Annotated in this window: 17 protein-coding genes; 10 read left to right on the top strand and 7 right to left on the bottom strand. The window is 54.8% G+C overall.

Going from position 1 to position 19,570, the window contains the following annotated elements:
* The first annotated feature begins 14 nt into the window (after nt 1-14).
* From yhdP to fucR, 3 genes are all read left to right on the top strand, one after another.
* Nucleotides 15-3,812, top strand: a complete 3,798-nt coding sequence (gene yhdP, locus SIK69_RS11990; protein ID WP_319786156.1) for an AsmA2 domain-containing protein YhdP — start codon at nt 15-17, stop codon at nt 3,810-3,812.
* A gap of 77 nt (nt 3,813-3,889) precedes the next feature.
* Entirely contained in the window at nt 3,890-5,335 is a 1,446-nt protein-coding gene (gene tldD, locus SIK69_RS11985; protein ID WP_319627443.1) for a metalloprotease TldD, read from the top strand.
* A gap of 47 nt (nt 5,336-5,382) precedes the next feature.
* The gene (fucR, locus tag SIK69_RS11980) at nt 5,383-6,102 is read left to right on the top strand and encodes an L-fucose operon activator (RefSeq protein ID WP_319627442.1); all 720 of its coding nucleotides are present in this window, start codon (nt 5,383-5,385) and stop codon (nt 6,100-6,102) included.
* Here the strand turns inward: fucR and aaeR are convergent.
* Nucleotides 6,099-7,025 (bottom strand): HTH-type transcriptional activator AaeR, encoded by a 927-nt coding sequence (gene aaeR, locus SIK69_RS11975; protein WP_319627441.1) that lies wholly within the window; start codon nt 7,023-7,025, stop codon nt 6,099-6,101. The genes fucR and aaeR overlap by 4 nt on opposite strands.
* A gap of 131 nt (nt 7,026-7,156) precedes the next feature.
* Here aaeR and aaeX point away from each other — a divergent pair, with 131 nt between their 5' ends.
* From aaeX to SIK69_RS11950, 5 genes are all read left to right on the top strand, one after another.
* On the top strand, nt 7,157-7,360 hold the full coding sequence (aaeX, locus tag SIK69_RS11970) for a p-hydroxybenzoic acid efflux pump operon protein AaeX (protein WP_258965227.1): 204 nt from the start codon (nt 7,157-7,159) through the stop codon (nt 7,358-7,360).
* A 7-nt stretch (nt 7,361-7,367) separates the two neighbouring features.
* Entirely contained in the window at nt 7,368-8,300 is a 933-nt protein-coding gene (aaeA, locus tag SIK69_RS11965) for a p-hydroxybenzoic acid efflux pump subunit AaeA (protein WP_319627440.1), read from the top strand.
* Nucleotides 8,301-8,305: 5 nt separating this feature from the next.
* Nucleotides 8,306-10,273, top strand: a complete 1,968-nt coding sequence (gene aaeB, locus SIK69_RS11960) for a p-hydroxybenzoic acid efflux pump subunit AaeB (RefSeq protein ID WP_319627439.1) — start codon at nt 8,306-8,308, stop codon at nt 10,271-10,273.
* Between the two features lie 84 nt (nt 10,274-10,357).
* Nucleotides 10,358-11,812, top strand: coding sequence for an NAD-dependent succinate-semialdehyde dehydrogenase (locus SIK69_RS11955; protein ID WP_319786155.1), 1,455 nt, complete (start codon nt 10,358-10,360; stop codon nt 11,810-11,812).
* Between the two features lie 50 nt (nt 11,813-11,862).
* The gene (locus tag SIK69_RS11950) at nt 11,863-12,138 is read left to right on the top strand and encodes a barstar family protein (protein ID WP_319627437.1); all 276 of its coding nucleotides are present in this window, start codon (nt 11,863-11,865) and stop codon (nt 12,136-12,138) included.
* 49 nt (nt 12,139-12,187) lie between these two features.
* On the opposite strand, the gene yhcN-B is transcribed toward SIK69_RS11950, so the two are convergent.
* The 3 genes from yhcN-B to argR form a co-directional block, all read right to left on the bottom strand.
* Nucleotides 12,188-12,454 carry a DUF1471 family stress response protein YhcN-B gene (yhcN-B, locus tag SIK69_RS11945; RefSeq protein WP_319627436.1) on the bottom strand — a complete coding sequence of 89 codons (267 nt, stop codon included), beginning with the start codon at nt 12,452-12,454 and terminating at the stop codon, nt 12,188-12,190.
* A 108-nt stretch (nt 12,455-12,562) separates the two neighbouring features.
* On the bottom strand, nt 12,563-12,826 hold the full coding sequence (gene yhcN, locus SIK69_RS11940; protein WP_097164159.1) for a peroxide/acid stress response protein YhcN: 264 nt from the start codon (nt 12,824-12,826) through the stop codon (nt 12,563-12,565).
* Nucleotides 12,827-13,203: 377 nt separating this feature from the next.
* A complete protein-coding gene (argR, locus tag SIK69_RS11935) occupies nt 13,204-13,674 on the bottom strand; it encodes a transcriptional regulator ArgR (protein WP_319627435.1) in 471 nt (156 codons plus the stop codon).
* A gap of 414 nt (nt 13,675-14,088) precedes the next feature.
* Here argR and mdh point away from each other — a divergent pair, with 414 nt between their 5' ends.
* Nucleotides 14,089-15,027 (top strand): malate dehydrogenase, encoded by a 939-nt coding sequence (mdh, locus tag SIK69_RS11930; protein WP_319627434.1) that lies wholly within the window; start codon nt 14,089-14,091, stop codon nt 15,025-15,027.
* Between the two features lie 53 nt (nt 15,028-15,080).
* On the opposite strand, the gene degS is transcribed toward mdh, so the two are convergent.
* The 3 genes from degS to zapG all read right to left on the bottom strand — a co-directional run bounded on the left by degS (nt 15,081) and on the right by zapG (nt 18,167).
* Complete coding sequence (gene degS / locus SIK69_RS11925) at nt 15,081-16,142, bottom strand: outer membrane-stress sensor serine endopeptidase DegS (protein ID WP_319627433.1); 1,062 nt, start codon at nt 16,140-16,142, stop codon at nt 15,081-15,083.
* An 89-nt stretch (nt 16,143-16,231) separates the two neighbouring features.
* The gene (degQ, locus tag SIK69_RS11920; RefSeq protein ID WP_319786154.1) at nt 16,232-17,605 is read right to left on the bottom strand and encodes a serine endoprotease DegQ; all 1,374 of its coding nucleotides are present in this window, start codon (nt 17,603-17,605) and stop codon (nt 16,232-16,234) included.
* A 163-nt stretch (nt 17,606-17,768) separates the two neighbouring features.
* Complete coding sequence (gene zapG / locus SIK69_RS11915; RefSeq protein WP_319627431.1) at nt 17,769-18,167, bottom strand: Z-ring associated protein ZapG; 399 nt, start codon at nt 18,165-18,167, stop codon at nt 17,769-17,771.
* A gap of 189 nt (nt 18,168-18,356) precedes the next feature.
* Between zapG and zapE the strand changes: the two genes are divergently transcribed.
* Nucleotides 18,357-19,487: a cell division protein ZapE gene (gene zapE / locus SIK69_RS11910; protein ID WP_319786153.1), complete on the top strand. Its 1,131-nt coding sequence runs from the start codon at nt 18,357-18,359 to the stop codon at nt 19,485-19,487.
* Nucleotides 19,488-19,570 lie beyond the last annotated feature (83 nt).

Genomic DNA, 19,570 nt, shown 5'->3' with positions numbered 1-19,570 from the left:
ACAAGGAGAGATGCGTGAGGCGTTTGCCTGGAATTCTACTGATCACGGTGGCAACATTGATTGTTATCGTCGCGCTACTGGTCAGTGGCCTGCGTCTCGTTTTGCCACATCTCGATAAATGGCGACCGCAGCTGCTGGAGAAAATCTCGCACTCTACCGGGCATCCCGTTGACGCCTCACAGCTGAAAGCCAGTTGGGAAAACTACGGTCCGACCCTCGAAGTACGTGATATCAAAGCCGAACTGAAAGACGGCGGTCAAATGTCCGTGAGGCGCGTGACGCTGGCGCTCGACGTCTGGCAAAGCTTGCTGCATTTCCGCTGGCAGTTTCGCGAGCTGACCTTCTGGCAGCTGCAAATCCACACCAATTCCCCTTTGCAACACAATGACAGCAGCGGCACGTTGAAGATTGACCGCGTGGGCGATCTGTTCTTGCGTCAGTTCGATAAGTTTACCCTGCGCGACAGTCATTTGAGTTTCCTGACCCTCTCGGGCCAGCGCGCCGAACTGGCGATTCCCCAGCTCACCTGGATGAACAGCACCAACCGTCACCGCGCCGAAGGCGAACTCAGCCTGTCCAGCCTGACCGGGCAGCACGGGGTGATGAAAGTGCGCATGGATCTGCGTGATGAAAGTGGTCTGTTGAACGAAGGGCGGCTGTGGGTGCAGGCAGATGACATTGATGTCAAACCGTGGTTTGGCCGCTGGATGCGGAACAACGTCGCGCTGACCTCGGCACGTTTTAGCCTGGAAGGGTGGATTGATCTCGATAAAGGCGATATTTCCAGCGGTGACGTATGGCTGAAGAAAGGCGGTGCAAGCTGGAAGGGCGACAAACATCCGCACGATCTGGCGGTCGATAACCTCACGGCGCACATTACTCGTGAAAAGTCGGGTTGGGCATTCCATATCCCGGATACGCGCATAACCATTGACGGCAAACGCTGGCCGCAGGGCGCGCTGTCGATGGCGTGGATCCCGGATCAGGACGTGGGCGGCAAAGATAACGTGCGCAGCGACGAGTTGCGTATTCGCGCCAGCAATCTGGAGCTAAGCGGGCTGTCTGGTCTGCTGCCGATTGCGGAAAAATTCTCCCCGTCGCTGGGTGAAATTTGGGACAGCACGCAGCCCGCCGGGCAGATTGATGCCCTGGCGCTGGATATTCCACTCAAAGCGACAGAGAAAACTCGCTTCCAGGCGGCATGGAGCAATCTGGCCTGGAAACAGTGGAAGCTGCTGCCTGGCGCAGAGCATTTCTCCGGCCGGGCGGAAGGGAGCCTTGAACACGGCGCGCTAAACGTCAGCATGGAAAACGCCAAAATGCCGTACGAGACGGTGTTCAGAGCGCCGCTCGAGATTGCCAAAGGCGTGGCTAATCTTTCCTGGGTGAACAACGACAAAGGCTTCATGCTCGACGGTCGGGATATCGACGTGCAGGCAAAAGCGGTTCATGCCCACGGCGGTTTCCGCTGGCTACAGCCGGAAGGTGATGATCCGTGGCTAGGGATCCTGGCAGGTATCAGTACCGACGACGGCGGTCAGGCATGGCGCTACTTCCCGGAAAACCTGATGGGCAAGCATCTGGTTGATTACCTCAGCTCGGCTATCAAAGGCGGCCAGGCGGACAACGCCACGCTGGTCTATGGCGGTAACCCTCATCTGTTCCCGTATAAGCACAATGAAGGCCAGTTCCAGGTGTGGGTACCGTTACACAACGCCACCTTCGCCTTCCAGCCAGACTGGCCTGCACTGACCAATCTTAATATCGACCTTAACTTCCTCAACGATGGCTTGTGGATGCAGGCTGATAAGGTCGCGCTCGGCGGCGTGACGGCACACAACCTCAACGCCGCCATCCCGGATTACTCGAAAATGAAGCTGATCATTGATTCGCAGATTACCGGGCCGGGTAAAGACGTTGGACCCTATTTCAAAGACACACCGCTGAAAGATTCCCTTGGTGCCACGCTCGACGAGCTTCAGCTCGATGGCGATGTGAATGCTCGCTTACATCTGGATATTCCGCTCGACGGCGAACAGGTGTTGGCCAAAGGCGATGTGCGTCTGAAAGGCAACAGCCTGTTTATCAAACCGCTCGACAGCACTCTGAAGAACCTCAACGGCGAGTTCAGCTTCGAGAACGGCAACCTGAAAAGTGGGCCGATGACCGCCAACTGGTTCAATCAGCCGTTGAAGGTCGATTTCTCCACCACCGAAGGACAAAAAGCGTATCAGGTGGCGGTTAACATGGACGCCAATTGGGACCCGACCCGTACAGACATGCTGCCTAAGCAGCTTAACGACGCCATCAGAGGCAGCGTGCCGTGGCAGGGTAAGGTTGCCATTGAATTACCGTACAAAGGCAGTGCCAACTACAAGGTTGATATCACCGGCGATCTGAAAAATGTGAGCAGTCGCTTACCTGCCCCGGTAGATAAGAAAGCGGGCGAGCCGTTACCCGTTAAGTTTAACGTTGAAGGCAGCCTGAACCACTTCGATTTGACCGGCAACGTCGGCAGCAAAAATCACCTTAATAGCCGCTGGTTACTGGGTAAAAAACTGACTCTCGACCGGGCTATCCTGGCATCGGACAGCCGCAGCGTGCCGCCTTTACCAGACGCCGCCGGCGTAGAGTTAAACCTCCCGCCGATGGACGGTGCTCAGTGGTTGGCGCTGTTCCGTAAAGGCGCGGTGGATAGCGTGGGTCATGCGGTGGCCTTCCCGCAGCGCATTACTTTGCGTACACCAGCGTTAACCATGGCGGGCCAGCGCTGGAACAACCTGAGCATTGTTTCGCAGCCGATGGCGAACGGCACAAACGTTGAGGCGCAGGGACGCGAGGTGAACGGCACATTAACGCTGCGGGACAACGCCCCGTGGCTGGCCTCCATTCGTTATCTGTATTACAACCCTTCAGCAACCACGACCACGGGCGGCCAAATCGGCAGCGGTATCATGAGCAATAACCGCATCGACTTCCAGGGCTGGCCTGACCTGCAACTTCGCTGTGCGGAATGCTGGCTGTGGGGGCAGAAATATGGCCGTATTGACGGTGATTTCGCCATTAAGGGCAATACCCTATCGCTGGCTAACGGCCTGCTGGATACCGGCTTTGCACGCCTGACCGTAGGCGGCGAATGGGTTAACGCGCCGGGCAGCGAACGCACCTCCCTGAAGGGGAAACTACGCGGAAGCAAAATTGATGCGGCGGTGAATTTCTTTGGCGTCTCGACGCCAATCCGAGACTCGTCGTTCAACCTGGATTATGACCTGCACTGGCGCGATGAACCGTGGAAGCCAGATGTGGCTTCGTTGAATGGGATCCTGAAAGCGCGGCTGGGCAAAGGCGAATTCACCGATATTAGCACCGGTCATGCGGGTCAGTTGCTGCGCCTGCTGAGCGTCGATGCGCTGCTGCGCAAGCTGCGTTTCGACTTTAGCGATACCTTTACCGAAGGGTTCTATTTCGACTCCATTCGCAGCACCGCGTGGATCAAAGACGGCATTCTGCACACCGATGATACGCTGCTGGATGGCCTCGAAGCGGATATCGGCATGAAAGGCTCGGTTAATCTGGTGCGTCGTGAACTGGATATGGAAGCTATCGTCGCACCCGAAATCTCCGCCACCGTCGGCGTGGCCACCGCGTTCGTTATCAACCCGATTGTGGGTGCCGCGGTCTTTGCCGCCAGTAAAGTGCTCGGTCCGCTGTGGAGCAAAGTGTCGATTCTGCGTTACCACATCAGCGGGCCTATCGATCAGCCACAAATCAATGAAGTACTGCGCCAGGCGCGCAGTGATAAAACGCAATGATTTGACGGGCGTTACAAATTACCTCACTCTCAATAGATATACCGCGATCTTCGCGACAACCAACGAGTAGCAAAACCATGAGTCTCAACCTGGTAAGTGAACATCTGCTGTCGGCAAACGGCCTGAGTCATCAAGACCTGTTTTCCATACTTGGCCAACTGGCTGAGCGCCGCCTCGACTATGGCGACCTCTATTTCCAGTCGAGCTATCACGAATCCTGGGTGTTAGAAGACAGCATCATCAAAGACGGTTCGTACAATATCGATCAGGGCGTCGGCGTGCGTGCCGTTAGCGGTGAGAAAACCGGCTTCGCCTATGCCGATCAGATTAGCCTGCTAGCGCTGGAACAAAGCGCACAGGCTGCCCGTACTATAGTGCGCGATGTCGGTGACGGCAAAGTCCACGCCCTGGGCGAGAAAAGTTATTCCCCGCTGTACACCAGCCTCGATCCGCTGCAAAGCATGAGCCGTGAAGAGAAGCTCGATATTCTGCGCCGGGTAGATAAAGTCGCCCGCGCCGCCGACAAGCGTGTGCAGGAAGTTTCTGCCAGTCTGACCGGTGTGTATGAGTTAATCCTGGTTGCGGCTACCGACGGCACCCTGGCGGCGGACGTTCGCCCGCTGGTGCGTCTGTCGGTTAGCGTGCTGGTGGAAGACGACGGCAAACGTGAACGTGGCTCCAGCGGCGGCGGCGGTCGTTTCGGTTACGACTATTTCCTCGGCGACGTTGACGGTGAAGTCCGTGCCGACGCGTGGGCGAGAGAAGCGGTGCGCATGGCAATGGTCAATCTGACCGCTGTGGCGGCCCCAGCCGGAACGCTGCCGGTGGTGCTTGGCGCGGGCTGGCCGGGCGTATTGCTGCACGAAGCGGTAGGTCACGGACTGGAAGGCGACTTCAACCGTCGTGGCACCTCGGTATTTAGCGGCCAGATGGGCCAGTTGGTCGCCTCTGAGCTGTGTACCGTGGTCGACGACGGGACTATGACCGATCGCCGTGGCTCCGTATCCATTGATGATGAAGGGACGCCAGGCCAGTACAATGTGCTGATCGAAAATGGGGTACTGAAAGGCTACATGCAGGACAAACTGAATGCGCGTCTGATGGGTGTGAAGCCAACGGGCAACGGTCGCCGTGAATCTTATGCGCATCTGCCGATGCCGCGTATGACCAACACCTATATGCTGGCCGGGAAATCGACCCCGGAAGAGATTATCGCCTCGGTCGATTACGGTATCTATGCGCCAAACTTCGGCGGCGGTCAGGTGGATATCACCTCCGGCAAATTCGTTTTCTCAACCTCAGAAGCGTACCTGATTGAGAAAGGCAAAGTCACCAAAGCGGTCAAAGGTGCCACCCTGATTGGTTCTGGTATTGAAGCCATGCAGCAGGTCTCGATGGTCGGTAACGACCTCAAGCTGGATAACGGCGTCGGCGTCTGTGGCAAAGAAGGCCAGAGCCTGCCGGTGGGCGTGGGTCAGCCAACCCTGAAAGTCGACAATCTCACGGTCGGCGGTACGGCATAACATCCTGTGCCCGCCTTGTGCGGGCATTTTTTTGACGGAGACCGCAGATGAAGGTCGCTCGCCATCAGCGCATCGTTACGCTTCTCGCCCAATCCCACAGCCTGACTACCGATGAATTGGCCGCCGCGCTCGGCGTCAGTAAAGAGACGGTGCGTCGCGATCTGAGTACACTTCAGCAGCTGGGCCAAATACAGCGCAGCCACGGGCGGGCGCGTGCCATTCGACGCGACAGCCAGGGCAACGAAGCGCCGTTTCACGCCCGGCAGAAAAGTCATTATGCCCACAAGTCAGATATCGCCCGACACGCGCTGGCGTGGATAGAAGAAGGGATGACTCTCGCGCTGGATGCCAGCTCCACCTGCTGGTTTCTGGCGCGTCAGCTGCCGGATATCCCGCTGACCGTGTTTACCAATAGCCACTTGGTGTGTACCGAACTCGGCAAGCGCGAGCAGATCCGCCTGATCAGCTCTGGCGGCGAGCTCCAGCGCCGGTACGGGTATTACATCAATCCGTCGCTTATCTCGGCGCTAAAGTCGTTGGAGATAGATCTGTTTATTTTTTCCTGTGAGGGCGTCGACCGCCACGGCGTGCTGTGGGATTCGAACAGTCACAACGCCAGCTATAAATCCTTACTGCTCAAACGGGCGTCACAGTCGCTGCTGCTGGTGGATAAAAGTAAATTCAACCGTGCGAGCGAGGTGCGAATTGGCCCGCTAAGCGACGTTACGCATGTCATCTCTGACGCGGAGCCTGAGCCGGTTCCTTAGTTTTTTCCGCGGCCGTTAATGCCCTGGAAGCGGTTAGCAACATCAACAAAATAGTCAGTCAGATAGTTGATGCACACTTGTACCTTCAGCGGCAGCTTATCCTTTTCGGTATACACCGCATACACCGGACGCGGGTCGGACTGATAGCGGGGCAGGAGGATCTCCAGTTCTCCGCGGTTGATCTCATTGATCACCCACATCAACGGCACGAAAGCGATCCCGGCCCCCGCGGTCAGCCAGCGGTTGAGGGTCATCGGATCGTTGGTGACGAAACGTCCCTGCGGGATAAGCTTGGTCGATAGCCCTTCCGGGGCGATCAGTTCAAATTCATTGTATGGTCGGATGCTGTATTCCAGCCACGAATGACTGGCCAGATCTGCTGGTTTCTCAGGGGTGCCGGCGTGTTGCAGATAGCTCTTTGCGGCGCAAAGTACCATCGGCATCGAGCCCAGGCGGCGGGAAAAGAGGCCCGAATCCTGCAAAGCACCGACGCGGATCACCAAGTCTAACCCATCGGCAATGAGGTCCGGGGCTGGTATTCCGGTCACTAAATTTACCGACAGAGCCGGATACTCTCTGAGCATTTCCGAGGTGATTGCAGCGAGGACATTTTGTGCCATAGTTGAAGAACAGCCGACACGCAGTGTGCCAATCGGCGTGTTGTTAAAGGCGTACAGCTGTTCATGAACGTCCTGCGCTTCATGCAGCATTCGCCGACAGCCCTGATAGTAAATTTTTCCGGCCTCGGTCAGCCCAATGCTGCGTGTGCTGCGGTTCAGCAGCTTGACCTGAAGTTCGTCTTCAAGTTTTGAAACGGTCTGGCTAATTGAAGAGACGCTCATTTCGAGCTGTCTTGCCGCCGCCGTAAAGGAACCCAGTTCCACGACTTTGGCGAAAACCGACATGCGTTTTAATCGTTCCATTGTTCACTCTGACTTAAAAGTGATTTAGATCACATAATATAGATCACGCAATAACAGTTACGTTAATATACTGTTAGCTGAATAATCAAAGCATCACTACTCTCACCTGCACTCTCTTAATCAAGGTCAACATGAGTCTGTTTCCCGTCATCGTGATTTTCGGTCTCTCGTTTCCGCCGATCTTCGTCGAGTTGCTATTGTCGCTGGCCATCTTCTGGCTATTGCGTCGGATGCTGGTCCCTACCGGGATCTATGACTTCGTCTGGCATCCTGCACTTTTTAATACCGCGCTGTATTGCTGTTTGTTCTACCTGATATCGCGTTTGTTTGTCTGAGGCCGCTGTGAAAACACTAACAAGAAAAATATCCCGTACCGCCATCACGCTTATCCTGGTCGTGCTGGCCTTTATCGCCATTTTCCGCGCATGGGTGTATTACACCGAATCTCCGTGGACGCGTGACGCGCGTTTTAGCGCAGATGTCGTGGCGATTGCGCCAGATGTGGCTGGGCTTATCACTGACGTGAAGGTCAAGGATAACCAACTGGTCAGCAAAAATCAGGTTCTGTTCACGATTGATCAGCCGCGCTATCAGAAAGCCCTCGAAGAAGCCGATGCCGACGTAGCCTATTACCAGGCGCTGGCTACGGAAAAACGCCGTGAAGCGGGCCGTCGTAATCGGTTAGGCACTATGGCGATGTCGCGGGAAGAGATTGACCAGGCCAACAACATTTTGCAGACCGTTGAACATCAGTTAGCCAAATCACAGGCCACGCGTGACCTGGCGCGTCTCGACCTTGAACGTACCGTAATCCGCGCCCCAGCTGATGGCTGGGTGACCAACCTCAACGTTTACAGCGGCGAATTTATCACTCGTGGCTCAACCGCCGTCGCGCTGGTGAAAAAAGAGAGCTTCTACGTGATGGCCTATATGGAAGAGACCAAGCTCGAAGGCGTACGTCCTGGCTATCGGGCTGAAATTACGCCGCTCGGCAGCACTAAAGTGATTAAAGGCACCGTCGACAGCGTGGCGGCAGGCGTGACCAACGCCAGCAGTAGCAGTGATGCCAAAGGCATGGCGACCATTGATTCGAACCTGGAATGGGTCCGTCTGGCGCAACGCGTGCCGGTGCGTATTCGTCTCGATAAGCAGCAGGGCAATCTGTGGCCTGCAGGCACCACCGCGACGGTGATTATCACCGGTGAGAAAGACAGAAACACACAAGACGCCTCTTTCTTCCAGAAGTTAGGTATGCGCCTGCGTGAGTTTGGATAATCGCTATGGGCATTTTTTCTATTGCCGATAATCATCTGCGCTTTGCGATTAAACTGGCCTGCGCGATTGTGCTGGCCCTGTTTGTTGGTTTTCACTTTGAACTTGAAACCCCGCGCTGGGCGGTACTGACCGCGGCGATTGTGGCGGCGGGTCCGGCATTTGCCGCAGGTGGCGAACCCTATTCCGGCGCAATCCGTTATCGCGGAATGCTGCGTATCGTCGGCACGTTTATCGGCTGTATTGCCGCGCTGGTGATGATCATCCTGATGATCCGCGCCCCGCTGCTGATGGTGTTGGTCTGCTGCCTGTGGGCCGGTTTTTGCACCTGGGTGTCCTCGCTGGTTAAAGTCGAAAACTCCTACGCCTGGGGCCTGGCGGGCTATACCGCACTGATCATTATCATCACCATTCAGAACGCACCGTTGCTGTCCCCCCAGTTTGCCGTCGAACGCTGTAGCGAAATCGTTATTGGTATCGTGTGTGCGATCGTTGCCGATCTGCTGTTCTCCCCACGTTCAATCAAACAAGAGATCGACCGCGAGCTGGATGCCCTTCTGGTGAAGCAATATCAGCTGATGCAACTGTGTATCCGCCACGGCGACAGTGAACAAGTGGACGCCGCCTGGAGCGCGCTGGTACGTCAGACTCAGGCCCTGGAAGGGATGCGCAGCAACCTGCATATGGAGTCTTCCCGCTGGGCACGCGCCAATCGGCGTCTGAAAGCGCTCAACACGCTGTCGTTGACGCTGATAACCCAGGCCTGTGAAACCTATCTGATTCAAAATACCCGCCCGGAATTGATCACCCCCGAGTGGCGTGAAATGTTTGAACAGCCCGCTGAAACCGTGCAGGACGTGCATAAACAGCTCAAAAGGATGCGGCGTATTCTGTCGTGGACCGGCGAGCACGACACGCCGATTACGTTGTACAGCTGGATCGGCGCGGCGACGCGATATCAGTTGCTGAAACGCGGCGTGGCGGGCAATGCCAAGATCAGTGCGCGTGAAGAAGAAATCTTGCAGGGCGAAGTGGTGGTTAAAGTGGAGTCAGCGGAACGCCACCATGCGATGGTGAACTTCTGGCGTACTACGCTTTCCTGTGCGCTCGGCACGCTGTTCTGGCTGTGGACTGGCTGGACCTCTGGCAGCGGCGCGATGGTGATGATTGCGGTGGTGACCTCGCTGGCGATGCGTCTGCCGAATCCTAAAATGGCGGCTATCGACTTTTTGTACGGCACCATAGCCGCGCTGCCGATTGGCGCGCTGTACTTTCTGGTTATTCTGCCGTCGACGCAGCAAAGTATGCTGCTGCTGTGTATCAGTCTTGCGGTATTGGCGTTCTTTATCGGGATTGAAGTGCAGAAGCGGCGGCTTGGCTCGCTGGGTACATTGGCCTCCACCATCAATATTCTGGTGCTGGATAACCCGATGACTTTCCACTTCAGCCAGTTCCTCGACAGTGCGCTCGGTCAGCTGGTGGGCTGCTTCCTGGCGCTAATGATTATCCTGCTGGTGCGTGATAATTCGCAGGCCCGTACCGGTCGTGTGCTACTCAACCAGTTTGTGTCTGCGGCGGTGTCATCCTTGACCACCAATACCGTGCGGCGCAAAGAAAATCATCTCCCCGCGCTGTATCAGCAGCTGTTTTTACTGCTGAATAAATTCCCGGGTGATATCGCCAAATTCCGCCTCGCTCTGACCTTAATCATCGCTCATCAGCGTCTGCGCGATGCGCCCGTTCCGGTGAATGACGATCTGTCAGCTTTCCACCGCCAGCTTCGACGTACCGCCGATAAGCTGATTTCCGCCAGCAGCGATGATAAGCGCCGTCGCTACTTTGGCCGCTTACTGGAGGAGCTGGATGTGTATGAGGAAAAACTGGTCATCTGGCAAGCACCTGACCAGGTCACTGAGCCAGTGAAAAGGCTGGTGGGTATGCTGAGGAAATATCAGCATGCGCTGACGGTGAATTAACCCCCTGAAACCGACGCCAAAAGCGTCGGTTTTTTTATGGCTATACTTAACTGTTATCACAGGACAACACTGTCAGGAGGAAACATGACTATGCAGGCGCTCCAGGATAACGAACTTTTTCAGACCGGTTATTTGGTCGACGGGATATGGAAAACGCTCGATACCACATTCGACGTGGTCAACCCGGCCACCGGCGAGACGATCGCCAAAGTCGCCAAAGCGGGTAAGCAAGAAACCGAAGCGGCTATCGCTGCGGCCAGCAAAGCCTTCCCACTCTGGCGGGCGAAAACCGCCAAAGAACGTTCCGAAATTCTGTATCGCTGGTATCAGCTGATTATCGACAATAAAACCTGGCTCGGCAGGCTGATGACTACCGAGCAGGGCAAGCCGCTGAAAGAGGCGGAAGGCGAAGTGGAATACGCCGCAAGCTTTATCCAATGGTTCGCCGAGCAGGCGAAACGCGCCAATGGCGAAATTATTCCGCCTGCTAAACCCGGCTCCCGTATTCTTGCCACCCGTGAACCGGTTGGTGTCGTCGCTGCCATTACGCCGTGGAATTTCCCGATGGCGATGCTGACCCGCAAACTTGGCCCCGCGCTCGCGGCCGGCTGTACCGGCGTGATTAAACCCGCCAACAATACGCCGTTGAGCGCTTTTGCACTGTTGCAACTGGCGAAGAAAGCCGGTGTGCCTGACGGCGTGCTCAACGCGGTGGCCGGGAATACCCAAGAAATCAGCGATGCCATCATGGCCAGCCACGCGGTGCGCAAAATCTCCTTCACCGGATCGACCGCGGTGGGCAAAACGCTGGTGCGAAACGCGGCGGAAACGATGAAGAAAGTGTCGATGGAGCTTGGCGGGAACGCACCGTATATCGTTTTTGACGATGCCGATATTGAGGCCGCGGTGAAAGGGGCAATTGCCAATAAATTCCGCAATGCCGGGCAGGTGTGCGTCAGCGTCAATCGTTTCTATATTCAGGAAAAGGTTTATGACGACTTTACCCGCAAGCTGACCGAGGCGGTAAATGCGCTCAAAGTCGGTAACGGGGTGGATGAAGGCGTAGTCGTCGGCCCGCTGATTGAACCTTCGGCGGTGAAGAAAGTGCGTGAGCATGTAGAAGATGCGGTGGCGAAAGGGGCTCGCGTATTGGCGGGGGGCAAACCTCACGCCCTCGGCGGCAACTTCTGGCTACCGACGGTGCTCGGCGATTGCAGCGATAACATGCAGCTCGCGCAGGAAGAGACCTTCGGCCCGGTAGCTGCCTGCTTCCGTTTCACCAGTGAGGATGAGGTGATTCAGCGGGCGAACAATACGCCCTTTGGTCTGGCGGCCTACTTCTATACCCAGAATCTGCAACGTGTTTTCCGCGTCTCGCAGGCGCTGGAAAGCGGGATGATTGGTATCAACGAATGCGCAGTCTCAACGGAGTTAGGCCCGTTCGGTGGGGTGAAGGAATCCGGTCTGGGACGTGAAGGTTCAGTGCTGGGTCTGGATGAATTTTTGGAAGTGAAAACCCTGCATTTGGGTGGTTTGTAAGTGACATCCCGGGCGGTAATCGCCGCCCGCTCAGGAGAGGCGGGAAATGAATGAAAACCTATACCTTTGATTTCGATGAAATAGGCACTCAGAACGATTTTTATCGTGAGTTTACCCGCACCTTTTCGCTCAGCGCGACAGCCATCCACGATCTCGATTCGTTGTGGACAGTGGTCACTGGAAGTCAGCTTCCCTTGCCGCTTGAGATAGAGTTTGTCCATCTGGAAGAGAAACAGCGTCGGCGCTATGGGGCCTTAATTCTGTTATTTGATGAGGCGGAAGAAGAGCTGGAAGGGATGCTGCGATTTAATATTCATCATTCATAAAAAAAGCCCCCGACAGGCGGGGGCAAGTCGTCAGTAAGACGACGAGGGTTTATTTGTACAGTTCGGCAGTGGCATGCCAGGTGTCACCGGTACGGGCTTCGATGATACGGTAGCTGCTTGCGCCTTCTTTCTCTGCTTTTGCTGCCAGTTCGTGACGCATATCCATTGGGGCGCTACCAATCTGCGATACGGATACGGTGCCCATGGATTGCAGACCCTGAGCCTGCTCTGCATTAACCTGATGAACCGCTGCGCCTGCGCTAAAGGAAAGTACCGATGCCAGACCCAGTGTTGCGATAATCATTGCGTTTTTCATAATCTTTACTCCTCAATTCATTGACTGCGCGGCGCGAAGGTTTCAACTGCTTTTTTTATGCCTGAGCCGCGTTATGACAGATGTTTTCGTTCGGACTATCAAGAAATCTTATTTGTACAGCTCAGCCGTTGCGTGCCAATGGTCGCCGCTACGTGCTTCGATAACGCGGTAAGAGGAAGCCCCTTGCTCCTGCGCTTTTTGATTCAGCATGTCGTGCATGTCCATCGGAGAAGAACCGACTGCACCAACGGAAACGGTGCCGATTGCTTCGCGATTGGCTGCCTGATCCGCATTGATGGAATCAGCGGCGAATGCGCCAAAAGAGAGAACCGAAAGGATGGTCAGTGCACTTACAGTGGTTTTGATTTTCATAATATTCACCTCGTCGAATTTTTTAACAGGGCCTTATTTCGTGACCCTCATCACAAAATCAAGTATACACTAATCACTCGAAAAATTAATACCAGACTAATGGTTTCGCGTGTAATTAAGTGTCAAAAACGGTCATTTTTATAACGTAAAAGCATTAAAAACGTCAGCCCGGAAGGACGTATAGCGCTTATAGCTAAGAAAATCATATGGATATGTGAATTTGATAATTTGTGCGATTTTTCTAACAACATTCACTGGATGATTACATTCAGGCAGTGAAACGCACTTAATGTTAAAGAAAAGGGAGTTTTATGTAGCGCTTGGGTTCGTGCCAAGGGGATAAGACGCTCTCCGGCTGGCTGCCGGAGAGTAGGGGATTAGAGCTCTTGTTCGAACAGTACCAGAATGGCTTCGTACAGGTCTTTAACGGTAAAACCCCGAGCAGGGGTAGTAAAGATAGTGTCGTCCCCGGCGATGCTACCGAGAATACCTTCCGCTTTACCCAGGGAATCTAACAGACGAGCAATCAACTGCGCGGCACCAGGGCTGGTATGGATAACCACCACTGCGTCGTTATAGTCGATATCCAGCACCAGATTTTTGAGCGGGCTGGAGGTGGTCGGTACGCCGAGTTCAGCCGGTAAGCAGTAGACCATCTCCATTTTGGCATTGCGGGTACGTACCGCGCCAAATTTGGTCAGCATCCGGGAGACTTTGGACTGATTGATATTTTCGAAGCCCTCCTCCTGTAATGCCTGGACTATCTCTCCTTGAGAACTGAATTTTTCTTCTTTTAGTAGCGCTTTAAACGCTTTGACTAATTCATCTTGCTTAGCCGAGGTTCGCATAAGTCACCCGTATCATGGCGGTAAAAACAACATTATTATGCATATGAATGAATTTTTATGCAAATTATCTGCCGTGAATAAGGCTGAAATAATGTTATGAAAGGGAGGGATTTTATCAAAATTCGTTATCGGGGAACATGCTTTCATCACAAGGTGAAAATTGCGGCAAAAGTAAATGAATTGTTATGAAAATGAAGTTGTTTTGCGCATCTGACAGGGTGTATTGTAACCAACAGTCGACCGGTTACGCTGTCGCGGATGTCTTATCACAGGCGGTAAGTGAGCGATGACACCGCAATGCTGCGGGGAGAGCCGCATTCTTCAACAACGCTTATTGTTATTGTTTACCTTGTGAATTAAGGTTGCCGCAACGGAGTTACGGTAGATGAAACTAACCATAATAAGGAGTTTAGGATGAAAGTCGCAGTCCTCGGCGCTGCTGGCGGTATTGGCCAGGCGCTTGCCCTACTACTTAAGACCCAACTGCCTTCAGGCTCAGAACTCTCCCTGTATGACATCGCACCGGTTACTCCGGGCGTGGCAGTGGATCTCAGTCATATCCCGACTGATGTGAAAATCAAAGGCTTCTCCGGCGAAGACGCAACCCCGGCACTGGAAGGTGCTGATGTGGTGCTGATTTCCGCAGGCGTGGCGCGTAAACCGGGGATGGATCGCTCCGATCTGTTCAACGTTAACGCGGGTATCGTCAAAAATCTGGTGCAGCAGGTGGCAACAACCTGTCCGAAAGCCTGCATCGGTATCATTACTAACCCGGTCAACACCACCGTGGCGATTGCCGCTGAGGTGCTGAAGAAAGCGGGCGTGTATGACAAAAACAAACTGTTTGGCGTGACCACGCTGGACATCATCCGCTCGAATACCTTCGTGGCGGAACTGAAAGGCAAACAGCCAACAGAAATCGAGGTGCCGGTGATCGGTGGTCACTCTGGCGTGACCATTCTGCCGCTGCTGTCGCAAATCCCAGGCGTGAGCTTCTCCGAACAGGAAGCCGCTGACCTGACCAAACGTATTCAGAACGCCGGGACCGAAGTGGTCGAAGCCAAAGCCGGTGGCGGGTCTGCAACGCTGTCTATGGGCCAGGCGGCGGCGCGTTTCGGTCTGTCGCTGGTTCGTGCGCTGCAGGGCGAGAAAGGCGTGGTGGAGTGTGCCTACGTTGAAGGCGACGGTCAGTATGCACGTTTCTTCTCACAGCCGCTGCTGCTGGGTAAAAACGGTGTGGAAGAGCGTCAGTCGGTCGGTAAACTGAGTGCTTACGAGCAACAGTCGCTGGAAGGCATGCTGGATACGCTGAAGAAAGATATCGTGCTGGGCGAAGAGTTCGTTAATAAATAAGCGACTCGCCAGAAAGCAAAACCGGAGCCTGCGCTCCGGTTTTTTTATGCCCGTCAGTTGGTGGCGGGATATTCCTGAATAGTGACTTTCAGCGACAGTTTTTTGTCGTCGCGCATCACGACCACCGGAATCTCTGAGCCAGGGCGGATTTCGGCCACCTGGTCCATGGTTTCCAACGCGGAGACCGCAGGTTTGTCGTTCACGGAAACAATCACATCGTTAACCTGAATACCGGCTTCAGCCGCAGGGCCGCCCGCAGCGACTTCATTCACCACGATGCCCTGAATCTGATCCATCGGGCCGCTTTGGGTGTGCATAGGCGCAATTTCACGACCGCTGATCCCAATATAGCCACGAATTACCCGACCATCACGAATCAGCTTATCCATAATTTTGGTGGCCAACTGGAAGGGGATAGCAAAGCCAATCCCCTCTGGCGTCTCACCATCATTACTTTTATCGAAGGAAAGGGTGTTAATCCCCATCAGCTCACCCAGGGAATTGACCAGCGCGCCGCCGGAGTTACCGTGGTTGATGGAGGCATCGGTTTGCAGGAAATTTTGACGACCAGACGGGTTCAGGCCGATACGACCAGTGGCACTGATAATCCCCTGGGTAATAGTCTGTCCGAGGTTATAGGGGTTACCGATAGCCAGAACCACATCGCCGATATGCGGGGTACGCTTCGGGTTGATAGGGATAACCGGCAGTCCACCGCTGGCGCTGATTTTTAGCACCGCCAGATCGGTCAGGGTATCCGAGCCGACGATCAGCGCTTCAAACACGCGTCCATCCTGCAAGGCGACGATGATTTGATCGGCGTCGTTAATTACATGCTTGTTGGTAATAATGTACCCACGCTCGTCCATGATCACCCCGGAACCCAGCGTCAGCATGTTATGGCTGGTGGTGTTATTCAGGGCGCGGTTATAGACGTTTACCACAGCCGGTGCGGCGCGTTTAACGGCCTGATTATAGCTGGCAGGAGATTCATCAGTGCTGTCATAAGGCGCTGATGCCAGAGGGTTAAACTGCCGCAATGACGGCATGGCGGCTAACAGAATGCCACCGACGACACAACCAATTGCGACTGAACGTAAGAGCTTTACAAGCATGATGCGATTATCACAGGTAAGGAAACAGGCGCAGCATATCACGACTTCAGCGGACATCACATGCAGGCGATGTCCACGGAAAATTTCGCTTAACGCAGCAGCAGATAGATACTCTCATTGTTGCGCATGACGTTCAGCGCCACGATAGCCGGTTTGGCCTCCAGTACCTTGCGCAGCTCGGCGATTGACTGTACGCGCTGGCGGTTGACGCCGATTATCACGTCATCTTTGTGTAAACCGACCTGTGCCGCCGGACTGCCTTTCTCGACGTCATCAAGCACAACGCCTTTGGTGCCGTCTTTCATCTGACCATCGCTGAGCGAAGCCCCTTGCAACGCAGGCGTGATCAATTCCGCACTGGCCGTCGACGAGGTACTTTTATCCAACGTCACTTCAACGCTGAGTGGTTTACCGTCGCGCAGCAAGCCGAGTTTTACCTTGGTTCCCGGTTCGGTGGTCGCGATGCGGGAACGCAAATCGGCAAAGCTGTTCAGCGGTTTGTCATTCAGGCTGATGATGATATCGCCTGCTTTCACGCCCGCTTTTGCAGAGCCTGAGCCCGGCAGAACTTCACTGACAAACGCGCCGCGCTGAATGTCGAGATTAAACGCTTTGGCGATGTCCGCGTTCATCTCCATACCTTTTATGCCCAGCAGGCCGCGTTTGATTTCACCAAACTGAATCAGCTGTTTGGCCAGCGTCATCGCCATGTTACTTGGGATGGCAAAGCCGATGCCAATGCTGCCACCGCTCGGTGCCAGTATGGCGGTGTTGATCCCGACCAGTTCCCCGTTGAGGTTGAGCAGCGCGCCGCCGGAGTTACCCCGGTTAATCGAGGCATCGGTCTGGATAAAGTTTTCCAGCCCTTCCAGATTCAAGCCGCTGCGGCCCAGGGCGGAAATGATCCCGGAGGTTGCGGTCTGGCCGAGACCGAACGGGTTGCCTACGGCGACGGCGAAATCACCGACGCGCAGCTTGTCGGAATCGGCGATGGCGATTTGTGTCAACTGGTCGGCTTTTTGTAATTGCAGCAGGGCGATATCGCTTTGGTCGTCACTGCCGACCAGCTTGGCCTCGAACTCACGCCCGTCATTAAGCTGAACGCTGATTTTCTGTGCCTGCTTAACGACGTGATTATTGGTCAGGACATAGCCCTTCGTGGCATCAATGATGACCCCAGAGCCAAGGCCTTCGAACGGCTGTGGGGTCTCGTTCGGGGCGTCTTCACCGAGATATTTCTTCAGTTCATCCGGCACCTGGCCCACTTCGGCAGGCGTGGCCGTGCCGGAAACCTTCACGCTCACCACCGCTGGCAGGACTTTCTCCAGCATCGGCGCGAGGCTTGGGATCTGCGTCTGACCCGGGATCTGAGCAGGCAGAGAAGCAGACACCGGCGCGACGACGCCTAGAGATAACCCAACACTTAACGTTAACGCACTTAATAATAAGGTTTGTTTCTTCATTGATGCTGGCTCTCATAACCTGAGGAATGTGAGGAAAATACGCCCTTAAACAGCCCGATGTTATTGAATTTTCGGACGTCTAACAATGAGGTTGATGATTAAATAATAGCTGGGTCAGGCGGGAAGTGACGGGCGCAGTGGCTGCGCCCGTAAAAAAGAGGAATTAATCGCGTTTTGCACCGCTGCGCAGCAGGCCAGACGCGCCATCAGAATAGTCGCGTGGCATCTGGACTGGTGCCTGATCGTTACCCGCTTCGGATTCAGCCAGACGGTTGCGGAACGGATTTTCTTCGGCGCTCATTTCCGGCAGCAGGCTGCTGGAGCTTTTCGCCATATGTTGATACAGCTGGCGGTAATCGTGGGCCATATTGTCGAGCAGCTCGGCGCTGCGGGCAAAGTGGCTGACCAGTTCTTCACGATACTCGTCGAGCTCTGCTTTGTTTTTTTCCAGTTCGTACTGCAGGGCCTGCTGTTGACGTAATTTGCGGTTCCCAAATCGCATAGCGACGGCGCCAATGATGAGACCGACAACTAAACCAATTAGCGCATATTCCCAGGTCATGAACTTCTCCCGTTGTTTTGTGGTTCCGTAGGGTGGCAATAAGGCTGCTCGCCTGCGCCCGATATTGCCACTATAACCGCTATTCCCTTAGAAGTGGAATCCTGGCGTGTCATCGCGTACTGTAGAACGGCCTTTTTTTCGACAACCGTGAACTGCTGCACGTTGCTTTTCAGGAAATAACAATAGCTTATGCAAAGCATGACCCCCACATCGCGATATCTCCAGGCCCTTAAAGAGGGCACTCACCAGCCCGATGACGTCCAGCGTGAGGCTGTGTCCCGGCTGGACAGCATCTATCAGGAATGGGTTAACTCTCCGGCTGCAGCCGCGCCCGCTAGCGGCGGCCTGCGGGCCAAATTCGGGAAACTGCTGGGCAAGCGTGAACCGACGAGCAGCATGCCGGTTCGCGGCTTATATATGTGGGGCGGCGTAGGGCGGGGAAAAACCTGGCTGATGGACATGTTCTATCTGAGTCTGCCGGGGGAACGTAAGCAGCGTCTGCACTTTCATCGCTTTATGCTGCGTGTACACGAAGAGCTAACGGCCTTGCAGGGCCACAGCGATCCGCTGGAAATCATCGCCGATCGGTTCAAAGCTGAAACCGACGTGCTGTGCTTTGATGAGTTTTTTGTCTCCGATATTACCGATGCCATGCTGCTCGGCGGCCTGATGAAAGCGCTGTTCGCCCGCGGGATAACCCTGGTGGCGACCTCTAACATCCCGCCAGACGAGCTGTATCGCAACGGCCTCCAACGCGCACGCTTCATCCCGGCCATCGAGGCGATAAAAGAACACTGCGATATCATGAATGTGGATGCAGGCATTGATTACCGCCTGCGCACCTTGACCCAGGCGCATCTGTGGCTTTCACCGCTCACTGATGAAACGCGTCAACAAATGGACACGCTGTGGCAGGCACTGGCGGGAACGAAACGCGAAACCGCCCCAGTGCTGGAAATCAATCATCGCCCGTTAGCCACCATGGGTGCCGACAATCAGACTCTGGCCGTCTCCTTCGAGACGCTGTGTGTGGATGCCCGCAGCCAGCATGATTACATTGCGCTGTCCCGGCTGTTCCATACCGTGATGCTGTTTGACGTGCCGGTGATGACCGGGCTGATGGAAAGTGAAGCCCGCCGTTTTATTGCGTTGGTGGATGAGTTTTACGAGCGCCATGTAAAACTGGTGGTCAGCGCAGCCGTGCCGCTGTACACAATTTATCAGGGAGAACGCCTGAAATTTGAGTTCCAGCGCTGTCTTTCCCGTCTGCAGGAGATGCAAAGCGAAGAGTATCTCAAGCGTGAACACCTGGCGGGCTAAAAACCCGCTTCAAATCATAAAAAGGGGTCGATCTTTGAAGTCGACTTCTCTATAATCTTGCGACCCCACGTTACAACCAAAGT

The organism is Scandinavium lactucae (genome assembly GCF_033843265.1).
In the GTDB taxonomy this organism is placed as follows: Bacteria; Pseudomonadota; Gammaproteobacteria; order Enterobacterales; family Enterobacteriaceae; genus Scandinavium; species Scandinavium lactucae.
The sequence above is the reverse complement of the archived record's forward strand: the minus strand, read 5'-3'. Positions and strand labels throughout refer to the sequence as shown.

Coding starts and splice junctions, on each gene's coding strand:
- tldD (WP_319627443.1), top strand. CDS start 3,890: ATGAGTCTCAACCTGGTAAGTGAACATCTGCTGTCGGCAAACGGCCTG.
- fucR (WP_319627442.1), top strand. CDS start 5,383: ATGAAGGTCGCTCGCCATCAGCGCATCGTTACGCTTCTCGCCCAATCC.
- aaeR (WP_319627441.1), bottom strand. CDS start 7,025: ATGGAACGATTAAAACGCATGTCGGTTTTCGCCAAAGTCGTGGAACTG.
- aaeX (WP_258965227.1), top strand. CDS start 7,157: ATGAGTCTGTTTCCCGTCATCGTGATTTTCGGTCTCTCGTTTCCGCCG.
- aaeB (WP_319627439.1), top strand. CDS start 8,306: ATGGGCATTTTTTCTATTGCCGATAATCATCTGCGCTTTGCGATTAAA.
- SIK69_RS11955 (WP_319786155.1), top strand. CDS start 10,358: ATGACTATGCAGGCGCTCCAGGATAACGAACTTTTTCAGACCGGTTAT.
- SIK69_RS11950 (WP_319627437.1), top strand. CDS start 11,863: ATGAAAACCTATACCTTTGATTTCGATGAAATAGGCACTCAGAACGAT.
- yhcN-B (WP_319627436.1), bottom strand. CDS start 12,454: ATGAAAAACGCAATGATTATCGCAACACTGGGTCTGGCATCGGTACTT.
- yhcN (WP_097164159.1), bottom strand. CDS start 12,826: ATGAAAATCAAAACCACTGTAAGTGCACTGACCATCCTTTCGGTTCTC.
- argR (WP_319627435.1), bottom strand. CDS start 13,674: ATGCGAACCTCGGCTAAGCAAGATGAATTAGTCAAAGCGTTTAAAGCG.
- mdh (WP_319627434.1), top strand. CDS start 14,089: ATGAAAGTCGCAGTCCTCGGCGCTGCTGGCGGTATTGGCCAGGCGCTT.
- degS (WP_319627433.1), bottom strand. CDS start 16,142: ATGCTTGTAAAGCTCTTACGTTCAGTCGCAATTGGTTGTGTCGTCGGT.
- degQ (WP_319786154.1), bottom strand. CDS start 17,605: ATGAAGAAACAAACCTTATTATTAAGTGCGTTAACGTTAAGTGTTGGG.
- zapG (WP_319627431.1), bottom strand. CDS start 18,167: ATGACCTGGGAATATGCGCTAATTGGTTTAGTTGTCGGTCTCATCATT.
- zapE (WP_319786153.1), top strand. CDS start 18,357: ATGCAAAGCATGACCCCCACATCGCGATATCTCCAGGCCCTTAAAGAG.